The sequence below is a fragment of the Anaerorhabdus sp. genome (assembly GCF_036657415.1).
Taxonomy (GTDB): Bacteria; Bacillota_I; Bacilli_A; order Erysipelotrichales; family Erysipelotrichaceae; genus Anaerorhabdus.
Genome location: NZ_JAVXGL010000005.1, coordinates 33,004 through 50,062, shown reverse-complemented (window position 1 = coordinate 50,062; position 17,059 = coordinate 33,004). Strand labels below are relative to the sequence as shown.

Genomic DNA, 17,059 nt, shown 5'->3' with positions numbered 1-17,059 from the left:
TTGTTGATGAAGAAACTTTTGAACAAGCTTTTACTGAAAATACATGTGCAGTTTTTTACCTGCCTTCATCAGAGGGTGGATGGGTAGCACCTGGTGCGCTTGATTTAAAAACAACGATACAAGTATCAAAAAAACATCATGTTCCTGTAATTGTTGATGCGGCAGCTCAATTACCTCCAAAAAGTAATTTATGGCATTTCACAAAAGAACTTGGAGCAGATGCAGTTGTTTTCAGTGGAGGAAAATACTTGAAAGGTCCGCAATCCACAGGCGTAATTCTTGGAAAAAAAGATTTGCTTGATTGGGTCAGTCGTCACAATTTTCCAAACTATGATATCGGAAGAATGCATAAAATAAGTCGTGAAGAACTAGTGGGTATTTATAATGCTGTTAAAGAATATGTACTTAGTGATGAGGAAGAAGAAGGAAATCAAGCAACTTGGATAGTTAATGATCTAATTCAAGAATTTGATAAATCCAACTGTTTTACTTTTGAAAGTTCATATCCGAATGAAGCAGGACAACCAATGCCTAGGGCAAAAATGATTATACAGTCGAGTAAGATCAATGTTGAACTAGTTCGTGATTATTTGCTTTCTAAAGAAAATCCGATATATACAAAGATAGATAATGGATATATTTACATTAATCCAATGATGCTATCACTTGAAGAATATAAAATAGTTAAAGCTAGTTTATTAGAATTACAGGAGGAACTTAAATGAAACGAGTACCAGAAAATGCAATTCAGCATAAAACTGCTGGACCTTATTCACCAGTATTACTTGTCAGCGATTTTGATGAAATTGTCGTTATTTCGGGACAAGCACCGCTTGATTTAGATGGTAATTTAGTGGGAAAAACAATTCAAGAACATACTATAAAAACAATGGAAAATTGTTTAACACAATTAAAAAAAGCAGGTGTTGGCTTTGAAGATGTATTTAGAGTTAATGTTTATATGGATGATTTGGATGAATGGCAAAGATTTAACGAAGTATACAAAGAATTAATGCCAACTCCATATCCAGCAAGAACAGCAGTGGGTGTAAAACTCTTACATGGTTTTAAAGTTGAAATTGATATGTGGGCAACAAAAAAGAATAAAGAGGAGAAATAACAATGGAAGATATGATGCAAATTACAATGGGTTTGATTATGCACGCAGGGAATGCAAGGAGTTTAGCAATGGAAGCAATACAAGCTGCAAAGGCTGGACAAATTGATCAAGCAGATGAATTAATTGCAAAAAGTGATGAGGCTCTGTTAGAGGCACATCAAGTACAAACTAATTTATTGGTTAAAGAAGCAAGAGGAGAAAAACTTGAAATTGGAATATTGCTTATTCATTCTCAAGATCACCTTATGACAAGTATTACGGTGAAGGACTTAGCAAAAGAATTTATTGACTTATATAGAGAGAAAAAATCATAATGAGCTCTATGATTTATGAACTTTGGAGAACTGTTGAGACCATTGGATATTATGCTTTACCACTTGCACCTGTTCTCATGGTAATGTATACATTTTCAACATTTAGAAAATACAACAAGTTTTGTAAAAAAATTAGTTCAGTTGAAAAGATTAGTAAAATGAAGAAAGTTAGAAATAAAATGGTATTTATCTTACTCATGCTAATTTTAAATGTTTTGGGAATTACAATTATGATAAGTAACTTTGCGTATATTTTGAGAACAGCATTTGAATTTTATCAAACAAATTTTAACGATTTTAAAACTTATCTATTTATGCAAGGACCGCAATTTATTCTTTTACTTATTGGACTAATTGTTAATATAAAACTTGTCTTTGGAAATAAAGAAGCAAATAGTGTAAAGAATGCAAGAACTGTTTTACTTCTCTATTTAATAGCTACTTTAATTCAAATTCTTACAATATTATCCACAGTATTACCTCTTCTCATTGCATTTATTCATTGGTATTTATTAAAAAATAAGAATCAAATGTTAATACTCGATTCAGATGAGAGGGGACTTGTATTGTAATTATGCTCGATATAGAAATAAGAAAAAGAGGAATTGTACCGGTTGTAACAATTCAAAATTTAGAAGATGCCAATCCATTAGCAGCAGCATTAATCGCAGGTGGATTGGATATTGTTGAAGTAACATTTAGATCAAACGTTGCCTATGAAGCGATTAAAGAGATTCATAAAATGTATCCTCAAATGATTATACTTGCAGGGACTATTTTAACAATTGAACAAGTTAATCAAGCTGTTGAAGCAGGTGCACAAGTTCTTGTAAGCCCAGGATTTAATAGAAAAATTGTAGAATATTGTTTAAATAAAGGAATTCAAATTATACCAGGCTGTTCATCTCCATCGGATTTAGAACAAGCGATAGAATGTGGATTAAAGATAGTGAAATTTTTTCCAGCAGAGGCAAATGGTGGTATTGATGCAATTAAAGCAATGTCAGCACCTTACGGATCGCTTCAATTTATGCCAACTGGAGGAGTTAATGAACAAAACTTAATGAATTACTTATCATTTGACAAAGTAATTGCATGTGGTGGAACTTTCATGTGTACAACAGAAATGATTCAAAATAAAGAATGGGAAAGAATTACAAACCAAACCAAACTTGCAATTAAAAATATGCTGAATTTTGAGTTTGCTCATCTAGGTGTGAATTTAATCGAAGAAGAATTGGTAAATTCTGTGAATCAATTTAAATCACTTTTACATACTGAAACTATTCGTGAAACATCTAAATCAACCTTTGTGGATTTTGTGGAGATTATGCATGATGAAAATTTTGGAAGATGTGGACATCTGGGAATATCAACTTTAGATATTGACCGTGCTATTTATTACTTAAGTAAACAAAAATTCTCATTTAATTTCGAATCGATAAAATACGATGAAAAGATGAAGAAGAAATTTGTTTATCTCAATGAAGAAGTTAGTGGATTTAAAATTCATTTACTCAAGAAATAGGAGAAAATAATGAAAATTGTAACAATGGGAGAAATTATGTTGAGACTTTCAACATCAGGAAATATGCGTTTTGTACAAAGTGATAATTTTGATGTTGTTTATGGTGGAGGAGAAGCCAATGTTGCAGTTTCTCTTGCTAATTACAATCATGATGCTTATTTTGTTACGAAGTTACCAAAGCATGAAATTGGGCAGTCTGCAGTTAATGCACTAAGAAATTATGGTGTCCATACGGATTACATTGCACGTGGTGGTGAACGTGTTGGAATTTACTATCTTGAAACTGGGGCAAGTATGCGACCAAGTAAAGTTATCTATGACCGAGCACACTCAGCAATTGCTGAAGCAGACGAAAATGACTTCGATTTTGATGAAATAATGAAAGATGCATCATGGTTTCACTGGTCAGGCATTACACCAGCAATTAGTGATAAAGCTGCAAATCTTCTTGAACAAGCTTGCATTGCAGCTAAGAAACAAGGTGCAACCATATCGGTTGATTTAAATTTTCGTAAGAAATTATGGACAAAAGAAAAAGCACAATCGACCATGAGACCACTTATGAAATATGTTGATGTATGCATTGGAAATGAAGAAGATGCTGAACTATGTTTAGGATTTAAGCCTAAAGCAAATGTGGAAAAAGGTGAAACAAATGCTGAAGGTTATTATGAAATCTTTAAAGAGATGAGAGATGTTTTTGGATTTAAAGTAATCGCATCAACATTACGTGAATCAATAAGTGCAACATGTAATGGATGGAAGGCCTTAATATATAATGGGGATTCATTTTATATATCAAAGCGTTATGAAATTAATCCAATTATTGATCGTGTTGGTGGGGGTGATAGCTTTTCAGGTGGTTTAATTCATGGACTGCTTACAAAAGAAACACAGGGAGAAGCGCTAGAATTCGCAGTTGCCGCATCCGCATTAAAACATACAATTCCAGGCGATTTTAATCTTATAACTATTGATGAAGTTGAAGCACTTGTCAAAGGAGAAAGTTCTGGCCGTGTTCAACGTTAAAAGTCTCAGGTTAAAGGAAAAAATATATTCTATTGAAAAAGTAACTTTATTAGCTAGAGTTACTTTTTTAGATGTTTTTATTGATATTTAATGTTAAGTATAAATAGATTTTATAGAATATGGTGTTATAATAATCGAAGGTGTAAAGACACAGATATAAAGATTAAGCTTTTTATAGAGCTTACTATCATATTGAAAGGATTACTAAATATGGGATATAAAAATATAAGAAAAATCATGGAGGCGAGTGAAGTTATTGAACTTTTACCTCTTCCTGAATCTTTAAAGAAAATAAAAGAAAAACGCGATGAAGAAATTAGAAATGTATTTAATGGAACTAGTGATAAATTTTTAGTTATCATTGGTCCTTGTTCAGCAGATAATGAGGATGCGGTTTGTGAGTATGTTTCAAGACTTGGGAAGCTACAAGAAAAAGTCAAAGACAAATTAATCATTATTCCACGTATTTATACAAATAAACCAAGAACTACGGGAGAAGGCTACAAGGGTATGCTACATCAACCTTCACCAGATAAAGAGCCAAATATTTCTGATGGTATTCTTGCGATACGAAAAATGCATATTCGAGCACTTGAAATTTCAGGGCTTACTGCTGCGGATGAAATGTTATATCCAGATAATCTTGCTTATATGGAAGACTTAATCAGTTACCATGCGGTAGGAGCACGCAGTGTTGAAAATCAACAACACCGATTAACATCAAGTTGTCTTAATCTTCCAGTTGGAATGAAGAATCCAACAAGTGGAGATTTATCGGTAATGTTTAATGCAATCAAAGCTGCGCAATCAGGGCATAATTTTATCTATCGTTCAAATGAAGTAGAGTCTACTGGTAATCCTTACGCACATGCTATTTTGAGAGGATATGTAAATAGACATGGTGAAAATATGCCAAATTATCACTATGAAGATTTAGAGCTTGCATTAGATTTCTATGAAAAACGTGGATTAGAGAATCCTGCACTTATTGTCGATACAAATCATTCAAATTCGAGAAAAAGATATTTTGAACAAACACGTATTGCAAAAGAAATTTTATATAGTAGAAAATATAATCCAAAACTTAAAAAAGTTATTAAAGGTCTTCTCATTGAAAGTTATTTATTAGCTGGATGTCAAGAAATTTCAGATAATATGGAATTTGGGAAATCTATCACAGATCCTTGCTTAGGATGGGAAGAAAGTGAAGAATTAATTTATTATATTGCTGAAAACGTATAATCTACAGTCTTAAATAAAAGAAGAATAGTATTTTAAACTATAGTCTATTAATAAGTTAACCAATTATTAATAGGCTTTTTTAATATTTATTAAAGAAGTGGGGCTAAATATAATTTAACGTAGTAAGTCTTTAATAGTATTTTATCAACTCTTGGCGTTAACAATAAAATTCAAGAATGAAATAGTATGATTGGTTGTAGCATGAGCGTATAATAATTCTTAGTAAGCTAAAGGGGTGTTTATATTGGAAACATTTATTATTCAAATTTTTTGTTATTTTTTCATCTATGCATTTTTAGGATGGTGTGCAGAAGTAATGTTTCATACTATGATAACTGGGAAATGGGTTAATAGAGGTTTTTTAAATGGCCCAGTTTGTCCTATTTATGGGTTTGGTATGTTGCTTATTCTTCTTGTTTTAGATCCTTTAAAAAAGAATATAGTTCTTTTATTTGTAGGATCTGTTATATTAACTAGCGGATTAGAATTCATTACAGGATGGGTATTGAAGAATTTATTTCATTTAACATGGTGGGATTATTCTAATCGTCCTTTTAATCTTGGTGGTTATATTTGTCTTGAATTCAGTATAATGTGGGGTATTGCGGGAGTCATTATAGTTGAAATTATCCATCCGATTATTCAACGATTCATTGATGCTTTACCATTTACAGTAGCAATCTTCTTTGTTGTTTTGTTCAGTGTAATCTTAATCTTAGATTTTATTGCTACACTTGCTACATTGATTGGATTTCAACGAGATGTTCGTGAGTTAGAAAGAATTGGGCTAGGGATTAGAAAATTAAGTGATTCATTGAGTCATGAATTAAGCGATGTCACTAAAATAGCGGATAATAAAGTTGAAGAAACAAGAGCAGAATTACAAGCTAAACTTGAATTGTTAGAGAAGCAAAATGCTTTCTTGAAAAAACATATATTAGAGAAGAGATTTTTAGGAAGTCATCGTTTTTTTGGCTCATTACCAAAACTTCATTTAACTAAACATGAATCGATTCTTGTACAGTTAAAAGATGAGTTCAATAAACTTCGCAATGATAATAAATGATTATAAAGTATTAAATTATAATTAACATCACAAGAATGACGCAGTGAAAATTTTTGATGTTAAATATGTATTTATAAAAACGTCTAGATTATTATTATCTAGACGTTTTTTAACAACTTATTTTTTGAAATTAAGAATTCGTATGCATCATTGTAATTTAGATTAATCTCAAGTGAGGATGATAAATACAAAAAAATCATAAAAATAATTTTTTTTGTGAAAGGGCTTGCATTCAAAAAAAGATGTGGTATCATGTACTCATAAGTCAGTGATGTGATTATTAAGTTAAGCAAGATCTGAACTCAACACTAGGAGTTTGTGTGAGTTGGATCTTGTTTTTTTGTGATTTCTAGGAGGATATTAAATGAAAATTTATAAAGTCATAAATAACAACATGGTCTCTATTTATAACGGTGATGGACAAGAAGTAATGTTAAAAGGATTGTCTATTGGGTTTAATAAGAAGCCGGGTGATTTCGTTGATGAAAGCAAGATTGAAAAAAAATTTGTTTTAGAAAATCAGCAATTAATAAGACAATTTGACTCCATCGTGATGAGTTTAGATAAGAATGTGGTTGATGCTTGCATAGATGTCATCTCCGATATTAAAAAACATTCAAAAGTTGAACTAGCGGATTCAATATATGTAACTATTGTAGATCATATCAACAATCTAATTGATCGTATGAATGAAGGTATTAAATTTGATAATTCGATTCTTTGGGATTTGAAAAGAATTTACTCCGATGAATTTGTATTAGCAAAGAATGCAATCGCAGAATTGAATCAGCGTTTGACGTATGAATTACCTGATGATGAAGCGAATTTCATTACCTTACATATTGTAAATGCTGAGAAATCTAGATCAATGAATGAGACTTATAAAATTACCGATTGTATTGGTGATATATGTGCCATTGTGAAGAGTGAATTACCTTTAGATGTTTCAGACGAAGATTATTATTACAATCGATTTATTATGCATCTAAGATTCATGCTGGAAAATCAAGGAAATCGCATGCAAGGAGTTCATAAGAGAAATAATATTATGTTGCAATCCATGGTTGTTTTGTATCCTGTGATTTGGCAAGCGGTGGAAAAGATAGTCAGCTATGTCAAAGCAAATTTAAATTGGGATTTGTCGAATGACGAAAAATTATATTTGATTATTCATTTAGTACAAATATTTCATCGATAGAATCAGTAAATAGACAAAGAGGTGAGGATGATGATTATTTATAGTGTGGCGAAGGGAATCGCACAACGTTTGGAATCCATACCAGATGAAATGTTTTCTATGAAAGTTATGGGTGATGGCATGGCAATCAAACCAGAAGAAAACTGGATTTATAGTCCAGTAGATGGAACCGTAACGATGATTTTTGAAACAAAACATGCAATAGGAATTACCGCAAATGATGGAACAGAGGTATTGATACACATTGGTGTGGATACTGTGAATTTGCATGGAAAACCCTTTGATACATATGTACACGTAAATGACAAAGTAAAAGAAGGGGAATTGTTAATGAGTTCAGATTTCAAAATGATTGAAGAAAAAAATTTATGTGCATCAATTATGACAATTGTAACCAATCGAAAAGTAAAAATACTTAAGTCAGAAGGATCTATAACAAAAGATGAGCCTGTACTTGAAGTAATAGAGGCATAGGAGGAGGAAAAATATGTCAAAAGAATTGCAATACAAATTTCCAGAAGGATTTTTATGGGGTGGTGCTATCGCTGCCAATCAGAGTGAAGGTGCTTGGTTAGAGGATGGGAAAACACCACAAGTAACTGATGTTATGGTTGGTATTGAAAACGATGGACACACTCCAGGAATTAAGTTTAATAAAACAACTGGTAAGTATGAAATGGCACAAGATCCAAACAAAGTTTATTTAGCTAACGAAGGCATTGATTTCTATCACCGTTATAAAGAAGATATTCGCTTGATTGCAGGTATGGGATTTACATGTTTTAGAACATCAATTTCATGGGCAAGGGTCTTTCCTAAAGGAGATGCACTAGTACCAAATGAAGTTGCTTTAAAGCATTATGATGATGTGATTGATACCATTCGTTCCTATGGAATGGAACCAATTATTACAATTACTCATTTTGATAATCCATTAGATTTGATGATTAATTATAATGGTTGGTCAAACCGTAAGTGCATTGATTTCTATTTAAATTATTGTGACACCATTTTTAGACGATATGGTGGAAAAGTAAAATACTGGTTAACATTTAATGAAATAAATAATTTATATCGTAGACCTTTTGCAGCAGCAGGTGTTCTTCCAAGTAATACCGATGTGAACAAAAAATATTTCGATGAAAACTATACAGAACTAGAAATGAATCAAGCACTACACAATACGATGCTAGCCAATGCATTGAGTGTAAAACTATTTCATAAGTTAGTACCGAATGGAATGATTGGATGCATGATGGCAGGTTCACATGCGGCTGTCTATCCAGCTTCATGCAACCCTGACGATGTATTGGCAACCATTGATGCAAAACGAGAAACTTACTTATTTACGGATATCATGTGCGAAGGATATTATCCATATTGGTTAACAAAACTTTGGGAAAAACATGATACATATCCAGAGATATTTGAAGGGGAATTGGAAACAATTCGTGACAACACAGTAGATTATTTGGGATTTAGTTATTACTTCTCAAATGTTTGTACCTATGAAGAAGGTCACATGTATGATGGGGGTGCACTAGTTTCTGGAGGCAAGAAAACGGTTAATGAATTCTGTAATGAATTTAGTCCTGATCCTTGGCGTTTCCGTAAAGATCCCAAAGGATTTAGAATTCTGGTGCAAGAATACTCTGATCGCTATCATTTACCATTATTTATTGCAGAAAATGGAATTGGTCTTTATGAAAATGATAAAGATGGACCAATACAAGATCCAGAACGCGTAAAGTATTTGGAAGAACATTTAAAACAATTACAATTGGCAATTGAAGATGGAGCACGTGTCTTTGGTTATTGTTGGTGGGGACCGATTGACATTATGTCTTCTGGCTCTGGTGAAATGGATAAACGATACGGTTTTATTTATGTCGATAAACACAATGATGGTACAGGAGATATGCATCGTTCTATCAAACAAAGTTATTATCGTTACAAAGAAATTATTGAAAATAATGGTTTATAAGAATTGTGAAAAAATAAGTAAAATCATACACGAAATACTAAGGAGGGAAAAACAATGGATTATCGTGAAACAGGACTTAAAGCATTAGAGGCAGTAGGGGGATCAAGCAATGTTCGTAATGTTACACATTGTGCAACACGACTTCGAATCGAAGTCAAAGATCGATTAAAAGTCGACGAAGTAAAAGTTCAAAATGTACCAGGCGTTATGAAAATGATTGAATCTGCAGGACAATTGCAATTTGTCATTGGTCCAAGTGTGAACGAAAGCTATCAAGCTGTCGTGAGTGAAATTGGTGAAGGTGTAGCTGGTGGGCAGGTAGATGATGAGCCAGAAGATAAAAAAGGAACGAATAAGCAAAGCATTGTTGTGAAAGCACTTGCGATTATTTCAGGTATCTTTATTCCTATTTTGCCTGCATTAATTGCTTCTGGAATGATCAAAGCGTTGCTTACAATTTTAACAAGTTTTGGTCTAGTTGATACAGCATCAGGTGTGTTTACAATTATTACATTTGCTGCAGATTCTGTATTTTATTTCTTACCAATTCTACTTGCAGCGAGTTCAGCAAAAGTGTTTGGTATGTCACAGGGTTTAGCGATGATGTTAGGTGCAATTTTATTACATCCAACTTTTACAACTCTTGTTGCTGATGGAACACAAGCTCTTGATATTTTTGGTTTAGGTGTACGTTTAGTCAATTATAAAGCAACAGTAATTCCAATTATTTTAATTATTTGGATTGCTAGCTATGTAGAAAAACTTGCGACAAGATTTTTACCAGATGTAATCAAGTATGTCTTTAGACCACTTATCGTCATGGTTGTTATGTTGCCACTTTCATTATGCTTGCTTGGTCCAATTGGTGCAGTATTAGGAGATGGACTTGCAGCATTATTATCATGGATTCAAGTTACTATTCCATGGTTGCTACCAACTTTCATTGGAACGATTGCACCATTAATGGTTTTGTTTGGATTAAACAACTGCACAATTCCATTAATTTACGCTCAGTTATCAGCAGTTGGCTATGAAACAGTTGCTGGACCAGGCATGCTCGCTCATAATATTTCAGAAGGTGCTGCATCATTAGCGATTGCATTAAAGTCAAAAGATAAGAAAATAAAGCAACAAGCATTCTCGACAAGCTTTACAGCATTACTAGGAGGAATTACTGAACCAGCCATTTACGGTATTACACTTCGGTATAAAAATGTATTACCTTGTGTCATGATTGGAGGAGGAGTAGCTGGATTATTTGCTGGATTAACAGGGTTGGTTCGTTATGCAACAGCCGCGCCTTCAATCATTACATTACCAACATATATGGGAGCAAATTCAAACAATATCTGGCTTGCGGTTGCGACACTTGTTATTGCCTTCGTGGTTACATTTGTATTGGTATATTTTGTGAAGACAGAAGATACCAATAAAGAAGTTAAGAATCAAGCTGTTTTAGATGAACTAAATAAATAAAAATGTTGGTACAGTATCTAAATTAAATACTGTACCGCATTTCAAGGAAAGAGAGAATTTATGACAGAAATAAAATATAAGTTTCCAGAAGGATTTTTATGGGGTGGAGCAATTGCTGCAAATCAAAGTGAAGGTGCTTGGCTAGAAGATGGAAAGAAACCCCAAGCAACAGATGTTATGGTGGGCATTATTACAGATGGTCATACACCCGGTGTAAAATATAATGATGAAAAAAAGAAATTCGAAATAGCACTACACAAAGATAAAGAATATTTAGCACATGAAGCAATTGATTTTTATCATCGCTATAAAGAAGATTTAAAATTAATGGCAGGAATGGGATTTAATTGTTTCCGCACTTCAATTTCATGGGCACGAATTTTTCCAAATGGTGATGAAATTGTGCCAAATGAAGCAGGGCTTAAATATTATGATGATTTATTTGATACGATGCTTTCTTTAAAAATGCAACCGATTGTTACAATTACCCATTTTGATACACCTTTGCATTTGATGATGGAATATAATGGTTGGTCCAATCGCAAAATGATTCAATTTTTTATGAACTATTGTGATGTTATTTTTAGAAGATATGGGTCAAAAGTCAAACACTGGTTAACCTTTAATGAAATTAACAATATCTTTCGTATGCCTTTTGCTGCAGGGGGTGTGATACCTAGTCATTATGATCCAGAATCTAAAGATTTTTCTGCTAATTATACACAAAAGGAATTGCATCAAGCACTTCATCATGCAATGGTTGCAAATGCTAAATGTGTAAAACTTTTCCACGAGCTAATTCCAAATGGAAAAATTGGATGTATGATTGCAGGCTCTCACCTAGCAACCTATCCTGCTTCTTGTGATCCTCGCGATGTCCTTGCAACTTTAGATGCACGTAGAAATACATTTTTATTTACTGACATTATGGCTGCAGGAGTGTACCCTGAATATTTATGGAAAAAATGGGAAGTTGAAAAAATTACACCAGTTATGCATGAGAGAGACCTTGAAATTATTCGCACTCATACAGTGGATTTTATTGGATTTAGTTATTATTATTCGAATGTTTGTAATGTAGCGGATGGAGCGGAATTTTTCGAAGGTACATTAATGAAAGGTAGTCGAAAAGTCAAGAATCCGTATATCAATGATTTTAGCCCTGAACCATGGAGCTTTCCATTAGATCCATTAGGTATTCGATATGTTTTGGAAGAATATACTGATCGTTACCATAAACCTTTATTTATTATGGAAAATGGATTAGGTCTTGCTGAAACTGAAGTCCCAGGTCAACCAATTAATGATCCTGAACGTATTCGATTTTTAGAAGAACATTTAAAGCAGGTATTCTTAGCAATTCAAGATGGCTGCAATGTAATGGGATATCTATGGTGGGGACCAATTGATTTGGTATCTTCGGGCACTGGAGAAATGAGAAAACGATATGGATTTGTCTATGTTGATCGACACAATGACGGTACTGGTGATTTACATCGTTCAATCAAACAAAGTTATTATCGCTATAAAGAGATTATTGAAAATAACGGATTATAGGAGAAGAAAAAATGGACATTATAACTAGTTTTCCAGAAGGGTTCATGTGGGGAGCATCAACAAGTGCATATCAATGTGAAGGAGCTGCATTAGAAGATGGAAAAAAAGAAAATCAACAAGACGTAATCAATCGTGAAATTCATAATGAATATGGGTATGCAGATTGTTCAGTCACAACAGATCATTACCATCATTATAAAGAAGATGTAGCGTTAATGGCAGAAATGGGCTTTACTTCTTATCGATTTTCAATAAACTGGGCACGTGTTTTACCAGATGGTATAGGGAGTCCTAATCCTAAAGGCGTTGAATTCTATCATAATTTAATTGATGAATTAAAATCACATAATATTGAACCAGTAGTAACAATGTGGCACTATGATTTACCGATGGCTACAGTTGAAAGAGGTGGTTGGGGAACTCGTGCTATTATTGAAGAATTTGAATATTTTGCACGCTTTATTTGCAAAGAATATGGTTCAAAAGTGAAGTATTGGCTAACTATCAATGAACAAAGTATTGTAGTTAATTATATTGATAGGAAAAACAAAATCACTAAAGAACAACAATATAATCCTAAGTTTCGCTATCAAGCAAATCATTATATGAATTTGGCACATGCAAAAGCGGCAATTACAATCCATGAATTGGTTCCAGAAGGATTATGTGGAGCGGCATTAGATATGGCTCCATATTATCCACATTCTTGTGATCCAAAAGATATTATGGCAGCAAAGAATGCGAATGCATTTAAAAATGACTTTTACATGGATGCTTACATAAAAGGAGTATATACTCCTTCAGTGATTAAGTATTTAGAACGCCAAGGGTTAATGTTTGAAATTGAAGAAGGTGATATGGAAGTAATTAAGCAAGGTTCAAGATGTTTTGACTTTCTTGGTATTAATTATTATCAAAGCCAATGTGTTAAAGCACCAACACCAGGAGCAGCAAGAAGATCAAAACAAAATAATAAGATTGGTAAGGGTGGTAATGTAACCTATGAAATTCAACCTGACTTATTTGAAGGGTGTTTGAACGAAACTATTGGAGCTACAGATTTCTCGATGCCTGTTGATCCTATGGGGTTACAATATGTGTTAGAAGATATTCATGATCGTTATCATATTCCAACAATGATTTGTGAAAATGGTTTTGGAGCTTATGATAAGTTAGAAAGTGATGGAACTATTCGCGATCCATATCGTATTGAATATATTAGAGAGCATATCAAAGCAATGAAAGCAGCGATTGCAAATGGTGCTAAAGTGATTGCATATAATCCATGGTCAGCATTTGATTTATTATCGACAAGTAATGGAATTGCAAAGCGCTATGGTTTCATTTATGTTGATCGTACAGATGATGATGTTAAAGAATGTAAACGTTATAAAAAAGAAAGCTTTTATTGGTACAAAAATGTTATTACAACCAATGGAAGAAATTTAGAATAAAGAAAAGTGCTACATTTTTAGCACTTTTTCTATGATTCTTTCAAATTTATAAATTACGTTTTCTAATGTGGAACTATTATTGCACAGTTTGGTAATTGTTCTCGATAACACAGAAAGCAAGATCCCGATATTCATAGGCGGATTTCACAAGATTTCCAAGAGAAGTATCATATAAATCTATCACATTGCCAAAGTACTAATGATTCTTCACTTTTATCAACATAACTTTATCGTTTGAAGCATATTGTTCTATCGCTGCTGAAGCAATGTATGTACAAAAATCAAACATTAATATGGCTTCATCAACTTCTGCTTTATTAGATGGAAAAACAATTTGATTTCTAATAATTTATTATAATAAAACGTGTATAATTGTGAAAAAATATGTAGAACTCATTTCATAATCACATTTATTGCTTTAAGTTTTGTTTCGCTATTAAATTAAGATATGAGGTATAGAACATATCTTACCCAAATCTTTATGTTCAAATAGAGGAGGAACACAGATGAACAAGAATGATTATTCCAAAGCAATACAAAACACGTACATTTACGGATATCCAATTATGGGGATGTATGACTTATTATACAAACAAGTCTTAGATCCAGCTACTAAAACTACAAAGATGAATGAATATTTACATATTGCAGTTGTTTCAAGTCCAAAAACAACTTTTGTACCAGCACCTAACAATGACACAACATACTCTCGTGCATGGTTGGATTTGAGAAATGAACCAGTTATCTTAGAAACACCGGATACAAAGGGACGTTACTTTACGATACAGTTGTGTGATTTATTTACTGATACAACAGCGAATTTAGGAAAAAGACTTTATGGAACAGAACAACATCGTTTTGCGATAGTAGGACCAACTTGGAAAGGTGAATTAAAAGAGGGACTTATTCCAATCTACTGTAATACAACAATTGCTTTAGCTTTTCTTCGTATTTTAATTAATGGGGAAAATGATTTAGATGAAGTAAAAGAATTACAAAGCCAATTTTTAGCAATACCTTACCATGAATACATTCAAAGAAAAGAAAATATTACAGTAGGAGAAGATTTACCAGTATGCAAGATGGAAACACCACTTGAATTTTTTGAAACATTAAATCAAGTATTAGCACTTACTCCTATGTTAAAACAAGATGAACCAATTTTTGATGAAATGAAAATATTAGGAGTAGGTCGCAATTTAGATTTGAAAGTTTTAAAAACTATTCCAGCAGAAGAACTTAAAAAAGTGGTAGATGAAACAGTAGCACTTATTGATAAAAAAGGTCTCACTTTTGGTGAAAATGTGAATTATTGGCGTATTGCTCGAAAAGATATTGGTGTTTTTAAAACTAATTATTTACAACGTTCAGTTGTATGGTTTAAAGGAGCATTAGCGAATGTTCCTGAAGAATCATTGTACCCAAGCACTTTCCAAAGTGGTGATGGAGAATATTTAAATGGTATTAATAAGTATATTTTACATTTTGAACCAGGGAAATTACCGCCAGTAAGCCAATTTTGGTCACTAACAATGTATCGTTTTAGTGATGCAATGCTAACTGAAAATGAGATTAATCGTTATTCATTCGGTGATCGTACAAAAGGTATGATTTTGGATGATGATGGTGGATTAACAATAACAATACAACATGAAAAACCAACAACAGAAAAAGGAAAAGCAAATTGGTTGCCAGCACCGAGTGAACCGTTTTATATGACATTACGTTTATATGGACCAAGCAGCGATGCAGTTGAGGGAATTTGGACACCACCCGCAGTAGAGCGTATTTAATATGAAATCTAAAAAGTTTCATTATGCCTGGATTATTCTAATAGCCGCTTCCTTGATTAGAGGAGTAGCAGGACCTGCAATCAATGCTTCATCAGGTGTTTTTATGACACCAGTTGCTAAAGATTTGGGCGTTGGTATTGGTCAGTTATCACTATATCTAAGTGTGTCGTCGATTGCTACACTTGTGTGGTTACCAATTGCAGGAACATTGTTTAATAAATATAGTGTTAAAAAAATTGTTTTATTAGGAGTATTTCTTCAAACAATTGCATTTATTGCTTTAGGATTCATGTCCTCTGTGTGGGCGTGGTATATACTTGCTGTTCCTTTAGCTATGGGTGCAGTATTACTTGTGAATCTATTAGGACCGGTGTTAGTCAATCGCTGGTTTGCGAAAAACATTGGACTTGTTATGGGACTAATGATGATGATTACAAGTTTATTAGGTGCAGTTTTTCAACCCGTCTTAACAAATATGATTTCAAATAATGGTTGGCGTTTTACTTATATTGGTTTTGGTGCTTTCGCATTAATTGTAATGATTATTATTGGTTTATTATTTCTTAAAAATACACCGAGTGATAAAGGACTAAAACCTTTTGGCTATGATGAAAGTGCACTACAAACATCGAAACAAGAGGTTAAAGGAGTCAGCACGGTTAAAGCGTTAAAATCATTAGCATTTATAGCTTTACTTATTTTCATGATAGTACTAACTGGTTTTGCAGCATTCCAACAACATATAGCAACTTTTGGTTTAGGTATTGGCTTAGATATGTCAACTATTGGTACTGCGCTATCAATATCAATGATTGGTTCAGCAATAGGGTCTGTTTTAATCGGTGTATTGAGCGATCGAGTTGGAATTGTTCCTACAAGTATTGGTGTACTTGGTGTAGGGCTTTGTGCAGTTATTTTATTCTTCATTAGTAATGGAAATTATGTGTTATTTGTAATTGCAACTTTCTTACATGGACTAGCAACATCTTCGATTGGTGTCGTTGCGCCTTTATTGACAATAAAATTCTTTGGCAATAAAGACTATGAAAAACTATTCTCTACAGTAATGATTGGTTCACCACTGGCATCAATTGTATTAATGCCACTTTATGGATATATTTATGACACATTTGGAAGTTACACATATGTCTTTATATTCTTATTTGTTGCATTAATTATCGCAGGTATTCTATTGCTTATGGGCAATAATAATAGTAAAAAACTTTTAAAAGAAAGTATAAATTAAGGACAATTCATAGAAATTGTCCTATTTTCTTATATAAAGAAATTATAAGGTA

At 32.9% G+C, this 17,059-nt stretch carries 16 protein-coding genes; all 16 read left to right on the top strand.

Annotated features, from left to right (window positions below; all coding sequences use genetic code 11):
• A partial coding sequence (locus RSB60_RS01610; RefSeq protein WP_332614164.1) for an aminotransferase class V-fold PLP-dependent enzyme occupies window positions 1-725 on the top strand: 725 nt, incomplete at its 5' end.
• Complete coding sequence (locus RSB60_RS01605; protein WP_332614162.1) at window positions 722-1,120, top strand: RidA family protein; 399 nt, start codon at window positions 722-724, stop codon at window positions 1,118-1,120. The genes RSB60_RS01610 and RSB60_RS01605, both read left to right, overlap by 4 nt.
• 2 nt (window positions 1,121-1,122) lie before the next feature.
• Complete coding sequence (locus RSB60_RS01600) at window positions 1,123-1,434, top strand: PTS lactose/cellobiose transporter subunit IIA (RefSeq protein WP_332614160.1); 312 nt, start codon at window positions 1,123-1,125, stop codon at window positions 1,432-1,434.
• Window positions 1,434-2,006: a hypothetical protein gene (locus RSB60_RS01595; protein WP_323380796.1), complete on the top strand. Its 573-nt coding sequence runs from the start codon at window positions 1,434-1,436 to the stop codon at window positions 2,004-2,006. The genes RSB60_RS01600 and RSB60_RS01595 overlap by 1 nt, the downstream gene beginning before the upstream one ends.
• A 2-nt stretch (window positions 2,007-2,008) precedes the next feature.
• On the top strand, window positions 2,009-2,962 hold the full coding sequence (locus tag RSB60_RS01590) for a bifunctional 4-hydroxy-2-oxoglutarate aldolase/2-dehydro-3-deoxy-phosphogluconate aldolase (protein ID WP_332614158.1): 954 nt from the start codon (window positions 2,009-2,011) through the stop codon (window positions 2,960-2,962).
• Between the two features lie 9 nt (window positions 2,963-2,971).
• Window positions 2,972-3,991, top strand: coding sequence for a sugar kinase (locus RSB60_RS01585; protein WP_332614156.1), 1,020 nt, complete (start codon window positions 2,972-2,974; stop codon window positions 3,989-3,991).
• A 210-nt stretch (window positions 3,992-4,201) separates the two neighbouring features.
• Entirely contained in the window at window positions 4,202-5,233 is a 1,032-nt protein-coding gene (locus tag RSB60_RS01580; RefSeq protein ID WP_323380793.1) for a 3-deoxy-7-phosphoheptulonate synthase, read from the top strand.
• Window positions 5,234-5,477: 244 nt separating this feature from the next.
• Window positions 5,478-6,299: a putative ABC transporter permease gene (locus RSB60_RS01575; RefSeq protein ID WP_332614154.1), complete on the top strand. Its 822-nt coding sequence runs from the start codon at window positions 5,478-5,480 to the stop codon at window positions 6,297-6,299.
• Window positions 6,300-6,663: 364 nt separating this feature from the next.
• On the top strand, window positions 6,664-7,497 hold the full coding sequence (locus RSB60_RS01570; protein ID WP_332614152.1) for a PRD domain-containing protein: 834 nt from the start codon (window positions 6,664-6,666) through the stop codon (window positions 7,495-7,497).
• Window positions 7,498-7,524: 27 nt separating this feature from the next.
• Window positions 7,525-7,971 (top strand): PTS sugar transporter subunit IIA, encoded by a 447-nt coding sequence (locus RSB60_RS01565; RefSeq protein ID WP_332614150.1) that lies wholly within the window; start codon window positions 7,525-7,527, stop codon window positions 7,969-7,971.
• Window positions 7,972-7,984: 13 nt separating this feature from the next.
• Entirely contained in the window at window positions 7,985-9,481 is a 1,497-nt protein-coding gene (locus RSB60_RS01560; RefSeq protein ID WP_332614147.1) for a glycoside hydrolase family 1 protein, read from the top strand.
• A 54-nt stretch (window positions 9,482-9,535) separates the two neighbouring features.
• Window positions 9,536-10,957, top strand: a complete 1,422-nt coding sequence (locus RSB60_RS01555) for a PTS transporter subunit EIIC (protein ID WP_332614145.1) — start codon at window positions 9,536-9,538, stop codon at window positions 10,955-10,957.
• Window positions 10,958-11,017: 60 nt separating this feature from the next.
• Window positions 11,018-12,514: a glycoside hydrolase family 1 protein gene (locus tag RSB60_RS01550; RefSeq protein ID WP_332614143.1), complete on the top strand. Its 1,497-nt coding sequence runs from the start codon at window positions 11,018-11,020 to the stop codon at window positions 12,512-12,514.
• An 11-nt stretch (window positions 12,515-12,525) separates the two neighbouring features.
• The gene (locus tag RSB60_RS01545; protein WP_332614141.1) at window positions 12,526-13,968 is read left to right on the top strand and encodes a glycoside hydrolase family 1 protein; all 1,443 of its coding nucleotides are present in this window, start codon (window positions 12,526-12,528) and stop codon (window positions 13,966-13,968) included.
• Window positions 13,969-14,474: 506 nt separating this feature from the next.
• Window positions 14,475-15,761, top strand: a complete 1,287-nt coding sequence (locus tag RSB60_RS01540) for a DUF1254 domain-containing protein (protein WP_323380791.1) — start codon at window positions 14,475-14,477, stop codon at window positions 15,759-15,761.
• Window position 15,762: 1 nt separating this feature from the next.
• The gene (locus RSB60_RS01535; protein ID WP_332475914.1) at window positions 15,763-17,007 is read left to right on the top strand and encodes an MFS transporter; all 1,245 of its coding nucleotides are present in this window, start codon (window positions 15,763-15,765) and stop codon (window positions 17,005-17,007) included.
• The last annotated feature ends 52 nt before the right edge of the window (window positions 17,008-17,059 follow it).

Excerpts from the sequence above, each read along its gene's own strand:
- RSB60_RS01580 (WP_323380793.1), top strand. The coding sequence starts at position 4,202 with ATGGGATATAAAAATATAAGAAAAATCATGGAGGCGAGTGAAGTTATT.
- RSB60_RS01565 (WP_332614150.1), top strand. The coding sequence starts at position 7,525 with ATGATGATTATTTATAGTGTGGCGAAGGGAATCGCACAACGTTTGGAA.
- RSB60_RS01600 (WP_332614160.1), top strand. The coding sequence starts at position 1,123 with ATGGAAGATATGATGCAAATTACAATGGGTTTGATTATGCACGCAGGG.
- RSB60_RS01595 (WP_323380796.1), top strand. The coding sequence starts at position 1,434 with ATGAGCTCTATGATTTATGAACTTTGGAGAACTGTTGAGACCATTGGA.
- RSB60_RS01585 (WP_332614156.1), top strand. The coding sequence starts at position 2,972 with ATGAAAATTGTAACAATGGGAGAAATTATGTTGAGACTTTCAACATCA.
- RSB60_RS01545 (WP_332614141.1), top strand. The coding sequence starts at position 12,526 with ATGGACATTATAACTAGTTTTCCAGAAGGGTTCATGTGGGGAGCATCA.
- RSB60_RS01570 (WP_332614152.1), top strand. The coding sequence starts at position 6,664 with ATGAAAATTTATAAAGTCATAAATAACAACATGGTCTCTATTTATAAC.
- RSB60_RS01590 (WP_332614158.1), top strand. The coding sequence starts at position 2,009 with ATGCTCGATATAGAAATAAGAAAAAGAGGAATTGTACCGGTTGTAACA.
- RSB60_RS01535 (WP_332475914.1), top strand. The coding sequence starts at position 15,763 with ATGAAATCTAAAAAGTTTCATTATGCCTGGATTATTCTAATAGCCGCT.
- RSB60_RS01560 (WP_332614147.1), top strand. The coding sequence starts at position 7,985 with ATGTCAAAAGAATTGCAATACAAATTTCCAGAAGGATTTTTATGGGGT.
- RSB60_RS01605 (WP_332614162.1), top strand. The coding sequence starts at position 722 with ATGAAACGAGTACCAGAAAATGCAATTCAGCATAAAACTGCTGGACCT.
- RSB60_RS01540 (WP_323380791.1), top strand. The coding sequence starts at position 14,475 with ATGAACAAGAATGATTATTCCAAAGCAATACAAAACACGTACATTTAC.
- RSB60_RS01555 (WP_332614145.1), top strand. The coding sequence starts at position 9,536 with ATGGATTATCGTGAAACAGGACTTAAAGCATTAGAGGCAGTAGGGGGA.
- RSB60_RS01550 (WP_332614143.1), top strand. The coding sequence starts at position 11,018 with ATGACAGAAATAAAATATAAGTTTCCAGAAGGATTTTTATGGGGTGGA.